This is a genomic window from Petrotoga sp. 9T1HF07.CasAA.8.2 (assembly GCF_002895585.1).
In the GTDB taxonomy this organism is placed as follows: domain Bacteria; phylum Thermotogota; class Thermotogae; order Petrotogales; family Petrotogaceae; genus Petrotoga; species Petrotoga mobilis.
Window position 1 is genome coordinate 91,441 of record NZ_AZRI01000010.1, and the last position, 13,717, is coordinate 105,157.

At 34.3% G+C, this 13,717-nt stretch carries 13 protein-coding genes; 7 read left to right on the plus strand and 6 right to left on the minus strand.

Annotated elements, in window-relative coordinates; genetic code table 11:
* The first annotated feature begins 39 nt into the window (after positions 1–39).
* From X925_RS01990 to X925_RS02005, 4 genes are all read left to right on the plus strand, one after another.
* Positions 40–807 carry a hypothetical protein gene (locus X925_RS01990; RefSeq protein ID WP_121958976.1) on the plus strand — a complete coding sequence of 256 codons (768 nt, stop codon included), beginning with the start codon at positions 40–42 and terminating at the stop codon, positions 805–807.
* 15 nt (positions 808–822) lie between these two features.
* Positions 823–1,632, plus strand: a complete 810-nt coding sequence (locus X925_RS01995) for a protein-glutamate O-methyltransferase CheR (RefSeq protein ID WP_121958977.1) — start codon at positions 823–825, stop codon at positions 1,630–1,632.
* Between the two features lie 314 nt (positions 1,633–1,946).
* A complete protein-coding gene (mtnA, locus tag X925_RS02000) occupies positions 1,947–3,002 on the plus strand; it encodes an S-methyl-5-thioribose-1-phosphate isomerase (protein WP_121958978.1) in 1,056 nt (351 codons plus the stop codon).
* The gene (locus tag X925_RS02005; protein ID WP_121958979.1) at positions 2,999–3,466 is read left to right on the plus strand and encodes a metallophosphoesterase; all 468 of its coding nucleotides are present in this window, start codon (positions 2,999–3,001) and stop codon (positions 3,464–3,466) included. Before mtnA ends, X925_RS02005 begins: the two co-directional genes overlap by 4 nt.
* A 12-nt stretch (positions 3,467–3,478) precedes the next feature.
* On the opposite strand, the gene X925_RS02010 is transcribed toward X925_RS02005, so the two are convergent.
* Genes X925_RS02010 through X925_RS02035 form a run of 6 tightly spaced genes read right to left on the minus strand, consistent with a single transcriptional unit; the run spans position 3,479 to position 9,943 of the window.
* Positions 3,479–4,606 (minus strand): family 1 glycosylhydrolase, encoded by a 1,128-nt coding sequence (locus X925_RS02010; RefSeq protein ID WP_158245384.1) that lies wholly within the window; start codon positions 4,604–4,606, stop codon positions 3,479–3,481.
* Positions 4,607–4,620: 14 nt separating this feature from the next.
* Entirely contained in the window at positions 4,621–5,829 is a 1,209-nt protein-coding gene (locus X925_RS02015; protein ID WP_103065593.1) for an ABC transporter permease, read from the minus strand.
* Positions 5,816–6,514, minus strand: coding sequence for an ABC transporter ATP-binding protein (locus tag X925_RS02020; protein ID WP_103065594.1), 699 nt, complete (start codon positions 6,512–6,514; stop codon positions 5,816–5,818). Before X925_RS02020 ends, X925_RS02015 begins: the two co-directional genes overlap by 14 nt.
* Positions 6,511–7,590, minus strand: a complete 1,080-nt coding sequence (locus tag X925_RS02025) for an efflux RND transporter periplasmic adaptor subunit (protein ID WP_012208642.1) — start codon at positions 7,588–7,590, stop codon at positions 6,511–6,513. Before X925_RS02025 ends, X925_RS02020 begins: the two co-directional genes overlap by 4 nt.
* On the minus strand, positions 7,587–8,945 hold the full coding sequence (locus X925_RS02030; RefSeq protein WP_121958981.1) for a TolC family protein: 1,359 nt from the start codon (positions 8,943–8,945) through the stop codon (positions 7,587–7,589). The genes X925_RS02025 and X925_RS02030 overlap by 4 nt, the downstream gene beginning before the upstream one ends.
* The gene (locus X925_RS02035) at positions 8,942–9,943 is read right to left on the minus strand and encodes a TolC family protein (protein ID WP_121958982.1); all 1,002 of its coding nucleotides are present in this window, start codon (positions 9,941–9,943) and stop codon (positions 8,942–8,944) included. The genes X925_RS02030 and X925_RS02035 overlap by 4 nt, the downstream gene beginning before the upstream one ends.
* A 254-nt stretch (positions 9,944–10,197) precedes the next feature.
* On the opposite strand from X925_RS02035, the gene ftsH reads away from it, so the two are divergent.
* The 3 genes from ftsH to X925_RS02050 are packed head-to-tail and all read left to right on the plus strand — an operon-like array spanning position 10,198 to position 13,717.
* Positions 10,198–12,090, plus strand: coding sequence for an ATP-dependent zinc metalloprotease FtsH (gene ftsH / locus X925_RS02040; protein ID WP_121958983.1), 1,893 nt, complete (start codon positions 10,198–10,200; stop codon positions 12,088–12,090).
* A gap of 36 nt (positions 12,091–12,126) precedes the next feature.
* Positions 12,127–12,396 (plus strand): metal-sensitive transcriptional regulator, encoded by a 270-nt coding sequence (locus X925_RS02045; RefSeq protein WP_012208646.1) that lies wholly within the window; start codon positions 12,127–12,129, stop codon positions 12,394–12,396.
* A 40-nt stretch (positions 12,397–12,436) separates the two neighbouring features.
* The gene (locus tag X925_RS02050; RefSeq protein ID WP_121958984.1) at positions 12,437–13,717 is read left to right on the plus strand and encodes a S41 family peptidase; all 1,281 of its coding nucleotides are present in this window, start codon (positions 12,437–12,439) and stop codon (positions 13,715–13,717) included.

The window sequence follows — 13,717 nt, forward strand, 5'->3', positions numbered from 1 at the left end:
TAAATTATTTGGTAATTATTTGGGAAAGGATAATTGCAAATGAAAAGATTTCCCTTAGTACTTATATTAATTACATTAATATTCTCCACCTTGAATTTTGCCTCTAGTCCCTCTAAGGTACTTTTTCTAAGTGATTTTACTCAATCTTTAAAAAACGAATTAATTTTTGATTTAAAGTTTGAAGATATTTACGAAACTAGGTTTAGTTTTGACTTTGAATCTTTAGAAAACGAAGTTAAATTATCGAACGTAGATAACGTAATTAATTATTTCAAATTTGATCAAGCAGGCTTCGAATTTTCGTATAGAAATCCCGGAAATAGAAAAGACCCATACTTTTTAACAGAAAGTTTTGATAGTTTTAGCATGGTATTGGACGATTATTTTGTACTAACCTTCAATGATTTGAAAATTGGGATTATCTTTAAAGAATCCCTTTTTAACATGTCCTTTTGGACTGAGGTTACAGACCTTTCTCAATCAAAAGTTGCCATGACTTTAGCAACTCCAAACAACTTGGGCATATCTCTAGGATTTGAAGATATTATGAAGTATTATTTTAGAGCCGGAGATTTACTTTTTTCTTTAGATGATAATGCTCTTGACTCTGTTTATATTTTGAACCAAGATTTTTTATTGGAGTACAATGCAAGCACCCAATCTCTTTGGGTTGATTCGATATATTTCGATAAAAATGATGAAAATTTCTATTTTCGAATACCTGTTACCAAAAATTTATTTTTTACTTATTCCAATCTTGGAATAGGAGTTTCTTTCTATGTAGAACTTTTAGGTGAAAATAACTAAATTTGGAGGAAAAAGATGTCAGAATTTTATTCTTCCCCTTTTGATGACGAAGACTATAAATTATTCTTGAAAAAGTTGGTAACCCATTTCAATCTAGATCTTTCTGGATACAAACAACACAGAGTAAGACGGAGAACGGATATATTACTCAAAAAATATGGTGTCAATTCGTATTCGGAGTATCTAGAATTATTACAGAAAAATAAGGACAAATGGCTCGAATTTTTAGATAAGCTCACAATCAATGTCACGGAATTTTTTAGGAACCCAGAGAAGTGGGAATTTTTAAAACAAGAAATAATACCCGAATTCATCAAAAACCACAAGCCAAAGATAAAACTCTGGAGCGCTGGTTGTTCTACAGGGGAGGAACCGTACACACTTGCTATTATATTAAATGAATTAGGCATCTCTAGCAAATCAACAATAATCGCTTCAGATTTTGACGAGGGAGCTTTAAAGCAAGCCAAACGTGGTATATATAATGAAAAAAGTTTAATAAACTTAAACGACGAATACATAAGAAAGTACTTCACAAAAACAGGAGAAGATAAATACGAAATAAAAGATTCCATCAAAAATAACGTTACTTTCAATAAAATAAACCTCCTATTTGACGAATTTGAAAAGAATTTTGATTTAATTATATGTAGAAATGTTGTCATATACTTTGACAACGACGCTAAAGAAAAATTATACAAAAAATTTTATGATGCTTTGAATCCTGGCGGAGTATTATTTGTTGGTTCCACGGAAAGAATTTTCAATCATAAAGCCTTTGGTTTTACTTCCATTGCCCCTTTTTTTTACAAAAAAATTATTTAGTTAAGGGGCTAAAGCTTTCTGTTCTTCCTTATGGGTGGGGAGTGTTTGCCGTTTTATGCAAAAAACTTTGATTTTGGATTTGGGGTTTTAAGGGGTTTACCCGTTTGCTGTTCTGTGCAAAAAAATTTTTTTAAAACAAAATTAGGTTTTGGGGTTCTTAAGGGGCTTGCCCTTTTGCTGTTCTGTGCAAAAAAATTTTTTTAAAACAAAATTAGGTTTTGGGGTTCTTAAGGGGCTTGCCCCTTAACGTTCGGCAAAGGAGCGCTGAAAGAAGCTTTAGAGATTTTAAAATCAAAATGTTTAGGAGGCAACAAATGGAAAAAATAAAAACTATGACAATGGAATGGACAGGTAACAGTCTAATTTTGATAGATCAGAGGTATTTACCTATTGAAGAAAAGTATGTAGAATGTCGAAATTATCTCGACGTTGCCAATTCAATAAAAGACATGGTAGTAAGAGGAGCTCCTGCTATTGGAGCAACCGCAGCATTTGGCTTTGTTTTAGGGGCAAAAGAGTTTTCCTATCTTTCTGACAAAAATCTATTTTTAAACAAATTAGAAGAAGTAAAAAACAGTTTATCTAAAACTCGCCCCACTGCCGTAAACTTATTTTGGGCGTTGAACAGGATGGATAAACTTTTAAAAGATAATCTTCCCACAAAAGAAATAAATGACCTTGTCACCATATTAGAAGAAGAAGCACTGAAAATCGCCTACGAAGATATTGAAATAAATAAACAGATCGGTAAGAACGGAGAGTCTTTGTTAAACGACGGGGACACCATTTTGACACATTGCAATGCAGGAGCATTAGCAACAGTTGATTATGGAACCGCTTTAGGGGTTATTAGAGCAGCTGTTGAAAATGGAAAAGATATACAGGTCTATGCAGATGAAACCAGACCATACCTTCAAGGAGCTAGATTAACCGTTTGGGAATTGGTTAAAAGTGGTATCAAAACTACACTAATTACAGATAACATGGCAGGTTGGGTAATGAAACAAGGAAAAATAAATGCTGTAATAGTAGGAGCCGATAGAATCGCACGTAATGGGGATGTTGCTAATAAAATTGGAACTTATTCTGTAGCTGTTCTTGCAAAAAAGCATGGTATTCCTTTTTATGTTGCAGCTCCACTTTCAACTATAGACATAGAAACAAAAAATGGGGAAGGTATTCCCATCGAAGAAAGGAATCATAATGAGGTCAGATTTTGCCATAAAACTCGTTTAGTGACAGACGATGTAAATGTATACAACCCTGCTTTTGATGTAACTCCAAATGAATTAGTTACAGCGATAATTACCGAAAAGAAAGTCCTAAGACCTCCATATGAGAAAAATATAGTGGAAGTGGTCACCCTTTGAAAATACTTGTAATTAGCGATCTACATATTCCTATAAAATCAGACTTGAAAAGCCTAGACAAATTAAACTTTGGGTTTTATGATCAAATATTTTTACTTGGAGACATCGTAGATATCGAAGTACTGAATTACTTAGAAAATCAAAAGCCCATACTTCATGCTGTGTATGGAAATATGGACGATTTTTATATAAAAAATCGACTCCCCGAAAAATTGTATTTAGAATTATTTGACAAAAAAATAGGTCTTATCCACGGTCATCAAACTGGTCGTGCAATACCTGAAAAACTGTTGAAATATTTTAATAAAAAGATCGATTTGATGGTCTTTGGACACTCGCATTATCAAGAGAAATATGAAATAGAGGATACTTTGATATTGAATCCAGGGGCTTTTTGCGAAGGTGAATATGCAGAAATAGAATTGAATGATAGTATCCTTGAAATCAAGTTACTGCATCTGTAATTTTACGATAAGCTAATCAATATATTTTAGGTATCTTTCGTTTATGCTATTATCTTCTATGATATTGGAATAGACTTTTGCAAAGTTTCTTAAACTGATATAATTATTTTTATCGTCTATTCTGTACAGACCTGTTTTTAAAAGACGATTATTGATTTTAATATCACTTAAGGAATTGTAGATGTATCCGAAAATTTTCACATTACTTTCCAAAGATTGATTAATCTTGTATAAATTATTAACTAAATAACGGCTTTTTAAACTATCGTCCTCAACAGTTGATATATTCTCAGTTATTAGAAAAGGCAGGTAATATTTAGAAGAAAATCTTTTTATTACTTCATCAAGATCAATGTTATTCTTCTCTTTTGAAAGCTCTTTTATTAAAGAAGCATATTCTTCTGAATTTGAAGTTAAATCATTGAAATCTATCCCGATAAAATCTATTTCAGACTTTTTAAAAGCCATGTTTTCAAAAAAAGGGCTTTTCCCCTTAACAACTACATCGATAAAAGAAAAAACAAAATCTAACTGTTCTTCTTCCTCGACATTGAATTCCTCACTTACCGATACTTTAGCGTAAGGGTTAATACTTTTTATAATACGAACACTCTTATCGTAAAAATTTAAAAGATTTTGAACCGTTTCATTTAATTCGGTCTTATCAACATCTGTACCTTTGAAAAATCTTCTTTTTAGGTATTTGGTTGTATGATTCAAAATAATGTAATATTGAACCTTGTATTTAAAAGAGAAGACAATCTTTTCTATAATTTCTATAAATTTCGAGATATTTTCTTCGTTTTCTATAGTATCAATAATTTCTTTTTGATTGTACGAAAGAACATCAAAGTCGATGAGATTTACTATAGGTTCAATTTCCCTTTGACGTAGTTGTTCTATAAAATTATCATACATGGTGCAAGAATAAAAAGGATCAAGATACAACAAATCCCAATTTAAATTGAATCTAAAAGAGTTAATTTTCAAACTCTTCAAGAAGGATAATTGTTCGCTTAAGTCTTTTTCTGCATTTTCAAATATTCGTTGTTTCGTTTCTTCCCTTGAATTTTCCAAAAGAGGAAAGAAAGGGGAGTTTACTCCCCACAAAAACGCTTTCGGAAAATTTACATCTTCCACATAAAACACCTTCTTTACTCGTATCTTAACGCTTCTATTGGACTCAACTTTGATGCCTGATTTGCTGGGTATATACCAAAGAATAGACCTATTCCTGCAGATATCCCAAATGATAAAGCGATCGATTTCCAGGTAATAACCGCCGTTAATCCAAAAGCTCTACCAAAGTATGCTATCAAACCAGAAAGGAACCCACCTAATATCATACCTATTATACCAGCTACGACCGTTAAAACTATACTCTCAACTAAAAATTCCATCAAAATCCTATGTCTTGTGGCTCCAATAGCCATCTTTATACCTATCTCTCTGGTTCTTTCTTTAACGGTGACGAGCATAATATTCATTATTCCTATTCCACCTACAACTAAAGAAATTGCCGCTATTCCCACAAGTATCACATTCATTATACCAGTTATTTGGTTTACAGCTTCTAAAATAGCATCTTGACTTAATATACTGTACTTATCAGAATCTCCAAATTTTCTATAAAGATAAAAATCGGTCCCCATAGTTGCCAACTGTGCAGAGTTTTCATCCACTGCTGATACAAAAATAGAACTCGTTCTTCCATTCATATGAAACAGCCTATAATCTGCTACATTATGTGGGAGTATTATCATATCATCAACATTAAACAACAATCTGCTGCCTGTTTTTTCCAAAACGCCAACTATTTCAAAAGAAACTTTTCTACTACCAGAATCTCCACTTTGAATAACATTGATTCGTTCACCAACAACATTTTGACTACCAAATAATTCATTAGCTATATTATAACCTATAACGGCAACTGAATTTAACTCTTCTTCATCAGTTTCCTCTAACCTTCTTCCAGAAGCAACCTCTAAATTCATTATATCAAAAAAACTAGTCATAACTCCAAATACCGATCCAGAAGTGGTTTCACCACCACTTTCTACTGTCAGATTTGAATTCAAAACACCCGTGGCATCTTTTACTTGTGGAACCATATTTTTAATGTTAATAGCATCCTGAAATTCAAGTGGCTGGGATGAAAATCTGGAATACACAGTTGAGTTAACCATAATAATGTTTGATCCAAGAGAAGAAACGGTATTGTTTATTTCTTGCCTTGCCCCATCACCTATGGCAATTATCGTCATTACCGCACCAACACCTATTATTATTCCCAACATTGAAAGAAACGTTCTCAACTTGTTAGAACGCAAAGATCTAAAGGTCTCTTTAAGTATTTCCAACTGTGTTCACCTCAATCGCTTGGATCTTCCCATCCAACAATCTTATTATTTTGGAACCTTCATCCAACATTTTTAAGTCATGAGTAACAACGACTAACGTTTTACCCATATCGTTTAACTTCCTAAATATTTGAAGAATTTCTTCTCCACTTTTAGTATCAAGATTCCCAGTCGGTTCATCCGCCAAAAGAAATGCTGGATCGTTAGCTAAAGCCCTTGCTATTGCTACTCTTTGTTGTTGCCCACCCGATAGTTGAGTTGGCCTATGATTTATTCTGTCACCTAGCCCTACTAACTCTAATTGCTCTTTTGCTATCTCCCTTCTTTTTTTCTGAGGTACACCTGCATATATTAAAGGAAGTTCAACATTTTCTAATGCACTCAATTTTGGCAGTAAATTGAAACTTTGAAATACAAATCCTATCTTTTTGTTTCTTACCCTTGCCAATTCTCTATCTTTCATTTTGGACACTTCCACATTTTCGATGTATATCTGTCCTTTCGAAGGTTTATCCAAACAACCTAGCAGTTGTAACAAAGTTGATTTACCGCTTCCTGAAGGTCCAATTATTATTGCATATTCGCCATCTTCAACACCAAAAGATACACCACGTAGTGCCTCAACTTTCACTTCTCCTACATCGTATATCTTCCATACCTCTTTCAGTTCCATTACCGCCATCAAAATCCACCTCTTCCAGTACCTCCGCCAGGGCCTTGTGGTACGGTACCTGGAGCCATGGGTATCCCCATTGGAATACCATAATTTTGCATTATTCTTTGTGCTTCCTCTTGAGATGGCAATATCAATACCTTATCTCCCGGTTTTAAACCTTGGGTTATTTCTATCATGCTATCCGATTCTTTCCCAGTTTGTACTTGAACAGGTTCCATACCACCTTCTGAAGTTTTTTTGTATACTATTTTTGTTCCATTAGCCCCTTCGTGAATGGCATCTTTAGGTACTGCCACAGTGTTTTCCAATTTTAAGGTAACTATTTCGACATCCGCCGTTATTCCTGGAGTTAAGAGATTTTGAGCATTATTTTGTGTAAATTCAATCTCAATGGGTATAACAACTACGCCCATATCCGTTTGAGTAGTTGGACTAATCCATGTTATTTTGCCCGGTTCTTCTAGATTCAAAGGATCTATTCTTATCGTTGCATCCATCCCTTCATTTATAAGCGGGAAGTCTATTTCATCAACAGCAGTTTCAACTTTTATTGTACTTCTGTCCACTATCGTCAAAATAGCGGATGTTGTCCCAACCATATCTCCCTTCGAAATATTTACTGTGTTTACTATCCCTGAAACGGGAGATTTTATTTCAGTTTCTTCCAAATTCTTCTTTGCTTTTTCCAACTGTAATCTCTTTACTTCTTTCATCCGTTCACCTACGTTGGTTGATGATTCGTAATCATTTAAGGCATTCAAATATGCTATTTGATAGTCAAGATCGTCTATTTTAGCTAATATCTGCCCTTCTTCAACCTCGTCTCCTTTTTCTACGTATACCTCAACTATCTCCCCAGAAACTTTTGGAATCACTGATTCAATCTCAGCGGTTATGTTTCCCACCACTTCGATCGAATCTCCTACACCATCTGATTTTACCTCATATTCTAAGTATATTGAAGGTAATCCACTTGATTCAGAAGTTGTAAGTGAGCTTTGCCTTGGGAAAAATATTATCCCAACTACTACGACTATAGCTACTATCACTATTGTCCATATCGTTACCTTTCCTCTTTTTTTCAATTTATATCACCCCATATGTCCACATAGTATTGCTGCATTATTCTTAATTCGTTTGTCAGAATGTCGTTTTCCACCTTTTCACTAGCTAATTGTGCCCTTCTCAACGATATTTCTGATAATTTTAATTCTTCTTTCGTTATGTATCCTTGATCATTTAATTCTTTATTTCTATCGTAATCTTCCATAGCGTTTTCTAAATCTATTTGTTTTATTTTAACGTCATAATTCAAAGTTTTTCTTGTTGTTTCCAAATTTCTTATCGCATTTTCAGTTTCTATTATACTTTCGTCGTATGTCAAAGCAGAAACGTTTGTTTTCATCGTATCAGACGCCAACTTTCTTTCTCCTTTATCTAATATAGCTAATTGAAATCCTACACTTATACTCAAATTATCAATCAAATTTTCTCCTTCTTCAAAAAATGGATTCATAGACACACTTATCGTATTGAAAGGCAGGTAAGGAATGAACCAGAAATTACTTTCTATTTCCGATGCCTCTTCTTGGAGTTGCAACGATTTTAAATCTAACCTTTCTTCAACATTCGTTGGGTAGTTTTGATTTTCGTTTATTATTCTTTCTACCGTATCTTTTGTTTGAAGATACAAATCATCTGTGTATTCAAAATATTCTAAGGGTGCGTTGCTTGCCCTTAGAGTTTCTAAATTCTTCTGTGCAGTTAGTATCTGTTTTTCTAAGCCTTCTTTTTCGTCTTCATCGGTTGATAAATTGTACTGTTGGTTCAATATTTCTATTTCATCTTGGTACGTTTGAATCATCTCTTCGTTGTAATGTCTGGTGAATATATCTTCGATCGTAGTTATGAGTTCATTTGTTTGAGCCATGTAGTATCTAGAGAGTGCATCGTAGTAACTGCTTTCAGTTTTCAACCTTTCCGCCCTGTCAATGATTGTTAGATCACGCGATAAGGAGATTGCTATCTCTGTTGCTTGAGGAGTGTCTATCGTCCATTCATCTGTATTTAAAGTAAAAGGAAACGAGGCACCTACCTTTGCTCCCCATACTTCTAAGAAGTTTACATCCAAAGAAATTACGTAACTTTTTATATATCCTTCCTCTTCTTCTTTAAAATCAAAAACCAACCCACCAACGGTTATTCCTGTTCCAGAGGGATCTATCGTTGTTTCTATTGTATCAACAGATATTCCTAAATATGGAACAAAGAAGTTATCTATTTTATTCATCTCTAATTGCGCGCTTCTTAAGTTCAACTCTGCTTGCATATATGATGAACTTTTCTCTAAGTTTTGTTCGTATAACTCTTCGAACGTCATCCCAAATATGCTCAGGATTCCTACGAGAAGGGTTATTACTAAAACTATAAGTTTTTTCACAATCCTACCTCCTCAAGGCTCCTTCCTGTGTCTATTACGTAGTTGATGTATGCTTTTATGTAACTTCTCACACTTTCATAATAATTCTTTTGTGTTGTTAGATAGTTTATGTTCGCAGTGTTTAACTCCAATTCAGATACCAATCCTTTATTGAATCTATCCATTGTGTCTTTGTATGTACTTTGAGTTAAGCTCATTCTTTCTTCTGAGTTCTTCAGATTTTTGTAAAGAGTTTCGATACTATTTTTTGTTGTTTTATGTGCCTCAATCAATGTATCTTGAGTGTCTTGCAAAGTTAAGATATTTTTTTGGTGGGTTATCTCTGTTATCCTTTTATCGTAAGATGATGCGTTGGCAGGTAAGTTGTTGAGATCGTATTGTGAAATATCTACGTTTATTTGTGCAAGTTTTAAGTTGTAGTTGTTGTTTAAATATTCTTGATCACTCACGAATATGCCTTCATACGTAGGAATGTTTATTTCTATTTGGCTATAATCTCCTTCGTATAATTCTTTTAAGTTATCTTGGGCGGTTTCTAAATTTAATTTTGCACTTTCCAAATTGTTCTGTGCATCACTTACATCAAGTTCAGAACTTTTAAGATCATCTTCTGAGATCAATCCGTTGTTGAACAATTCAGAGTTATTATCGTAAGTTATCTGGGCGTTTTTTAACTGCAAATCCGCAGTTTTTACATTTATTTCCTCTACGTAAACATCCAACACTCTGTCTACTATGTCACCGTAGTAATCTTTCATAGAAGCATTGTAGTTTGAAAGACCTGAGTAATAACTTAATTCCCCACTTAATTCTAACTTTCTGTTCGTTGCCTCTATCTTAGCCTTGTTGTAGTCGAGGTTAGTCTTTTCGAGATCGAGCTGCGCAGTTTTGTATATTGTACTACTTGCTTTGGCTGTATCAAACACCTCTGTTAAACCCGCTGAAAACATCCCCGTCACTAAAATCAGTGTAAATGCTATCAATACGACTTTCTTCATCTTTTTTCCTCCTTTGGTTATTTTTTAAAATAATAAATTCACGAAGTCTTTTTAGTATATAATTTTTCACTTAAATATAGCTTAAAAAATCCATTTTTTTAGAATATAATGAATTCTTTAACAGCTTCTAATTGTAGACAATTCGTTTCTTCAAAAGTTAGTACGAGAAAATTTTTTTATAACATTTGCAAATGTTATAATATTATTATAAAATATAAGTGAAATAAAATTCTATTTTTTATAAGGAGGCTTTCATGAATAACAATCCAAACAGAAGAGGGTCCCTAATTGGACCGTTGTTTATATATTTTATTTTAGCTATGCTTATCTTTATGAGTATTTCTCAGTTGAATACTTCGAACATAACTGAGATAAGTTACACCGATCTCGTGAATTTAATAAATCAAGATACAATCATTAGTTTGCAGATCGACACAAGTGGGTTAATCCAAGCAAAAGCCAAAAACGGGCAGCTTTTTCAGGTTTACGCCCCCACTTTGCTTATGGATCAAGCTTACGTAAGGGCATTGGCAAATGATGGCATTAAGGTTGAGTATATTCAAAACACCGGAGCAAGTTGGTGGGTTACCATGCTTATCTATATGTTGCCATTAATAATACTAATGTTTTTTTGGTTTTGGATGTTCAGAAGATCTGGAACAGGAGAAGGAATACCTGGAGCCAATTATAGGAGAAATCCTGCTAGAAGATACGATTCTAAAAGAAACAAAATTACTTTCAACGACGTAGCTGGAATCGACGAAGTTAAGGAAGAATTGGAAGATATAGTTAATTTTCTAAAAGACCCTAAAAACTTCAGTGCATTGGGGGCAAAAATGCCTAAAGGTGTTCTCTTGTCAGGACCTCCGGGTACAGGAAAAACTTTGGTAGCTAGAGCCGTTGCCGGGGAGGCCGATGTCCCATTTTATTTTATGTCGGGTTCCGATTTCGTAGAATTATTTGTAGGTGTGGGAGCGGCCCGAGTCAGAGATCTTTTTAAAGAAGCAAAAGAGAATAGCCCTGCAATAATTTTCATCGACGAACTGGACGCCGTTGGAAGGCAAAGAGGAACAGGGTTAGGTGGAGGCCATGATGAAAGGGAACAAACTTTGAACGCTTTGTTGGTTGAAATGGACGGTTTTGATCCACGAGAAGGCATAGTTGTAATGGCAGCAACAAATAGGCCTGATATCTTAGATAAAGCCCTCTTAAGGCCAGGAAGGTTCGACAAAAAAATATTCTTAGATGTACCTGATTTGAGAGCAAGAGAAGAAATTATAAAGATCCACCTAAGGGGAAAAAGAATCGCAGACGATATAGACGTTAAAAGTTTGGCTCAAAGTACCCCTGGTTTTGTCGGAGCTGATTTAGAAAATATGGTAAATGAAGCAGCTTTACTAGCAGCGAGAGACAGCAGAGATCACATAACTAACGATGATTTCCAAGAGGCAATAGAAAGGGTGATCGTTGGCCCTGCTCGTAAATCACGCAAGATAACACCAAAAGAGAAGAAAGTTATTACCTATCACGAATTGGGCCATGCTTTATTAGGTTATCTTTTACCTTATGCGGATCCTGTTCACAAAATCACTATAGTTCCTCGCGGACAAGCGGCTTTAGGTTACACGATGCAACTTCCGACTGAAGATAGATTTTTAATCACAGAACCAGAAATAAAGGATAAAATAGTCGGTATGTTAGGTGGAAGAGCTGCTGAAGAAATTGTATTCAACGAAATCACGACAGGAGCAGGAAACGATTTAAAGAGAGCCACAGAGCTAGTAAGGGAAATGGTTGCCCAATTAGGTATGAGTGAAAAGATCGGCCCCATCGCTTGGGGTGAAGAAGAAGGAGAAATATTTCTGGGAAGAGAAATAACTCGAATGAAGAATTTTTCCCAAGAGACGGCTAAAGAAATTGATTCAGAAATCAAGAATTTTATTCTTAGCAGTTATGAAAAAGCTAAGAACTTACTGTCAGAAAATAGGAAAAGACTTGACCTTTTAGCTATTTATCTGTACAATAAAGAGAATATCTCTGGAAAAGAGTTCAAAAAAATGATGGAAATGGATATAGAGGAGCTTAATGACTACGTTTTAAAAGATAAAGATGTAAAAGAAACGAATCTTTTTGTTTCTTATGCCTAAATATTTATAGACATTTTAATTTTGAGAGGTGTGTTCATGTCTTCAAACTACGACAAAGATAATTTAATCAGACGATTAAAAAGAATAGAAGGTCAGGTTAGGGGCCTTCAAAAAATGTTGGAAGAAGAGAGGAGATGTGCAGATATTTTAACGCAGTTATCTGCTGTGAAGGGGGCTTTAAATAAAACCGCTGAAGAAATAATGAAAGGTTACACGAAAAGTTGTATATTAGAGTATGAAGAATCTGGAAATGAAAAGATGTTAGACGAATTAATACAAGTTTTATCCAAATTTAGAGAAATATGATTGTGGACCATATAAAAATTTTTATCAAGGAGAGACTTAAATGAGTAAAAAAAAGAAAAAATTACTATCCGTAATAATAATTTTTGGTTTATTTATTACTTCCTGGATCTTTGCAGACACTGTTTCTAACAGTTATCAAAAAGATTCTGTAACACAGATCTATTTAGATAAGTTCGAAGAACCTATTTACTCAACGCTATACTACATCGTCAATTATTATTATGACAAAGATAACGTTGATTATGACAAAATAGTGGATTCTGCAATCGAAGGGATGATGAAAGGGCTTGATGATCCTTTTGCCTGGTATCTTGATTCCGTTGAGACAGAAGAAAGTCAAATAGACATAGAAGCTAAATACGGTGGGGTAGGCTTAACTATTAGATACGATTATGAAATGGATGCAGTTATTATCGTTTCACCGATGAATGGAACTCCTGCACAAAGGGCGGGAATAATGCCTAACGATTACATTTTATCCGTTGACGGTACCCCCACATCTGAACTCGGCCTTAACAAATCAGCTTCGTTAATGAGGGGCGAACCCGGAACGGAAGTTACCTTAGAAATATACCGAGACTCTTGGACAGAGCCAAAAAATATTACGTTAATAAGAGAAATAATCGAAACTAAGACGGTAAAATTTAATACGATAAATTACAAAAATAAAAATTTAGGCTACATATTACTCACCAATTTTGCTAAAACTAGCTCTCAAGAAATGAGTGAAGCTTTAAATAATCTATCAAATCAGAACATAGAAGGATTAATAATCGATTTAAGAAATAACCCGGGTGGACTTTTACAATCAGCTGTTGATATTACTTCCATGTTTTTAAAGAGCGGTGAAGTAGTTAGTGTTAAGTATTTTGATGGCACAAAAGAAACAATTCCAACTATTCCTGGTAATTATTACAGTTTTTTACAAAATATCCCTATTGTTTTGTTAGTGAATGGAGGTTCTGCATCTGCATCTGAAATCTTAACCGGGGCACTTAAAGATAATGGTGCAGCAACCGTCATTGGAGAAACAACTTATGGGAAAGCTGCAGTACAGAACACATTTAGCTTATCCACGGGAGGAGAGATTTGGTTACCTATAGCTCATTATTTCACACCAAGCGGAGCAGATATTCATTTAAAAGGGATAAAACCTGATATAGAGGTAAGCAATCCAGAAAGGGAAGTAATCTCTATGACTGAAATATCTGAAGAAGAAGCAACTGAGGCTTTCTATACGACTACAGAAAAACCTGTACTAAATATAGAAGAAGATCTGCAACTGAAGACTGCCTTGGACTTTTTAACTGGAGGTAACTAA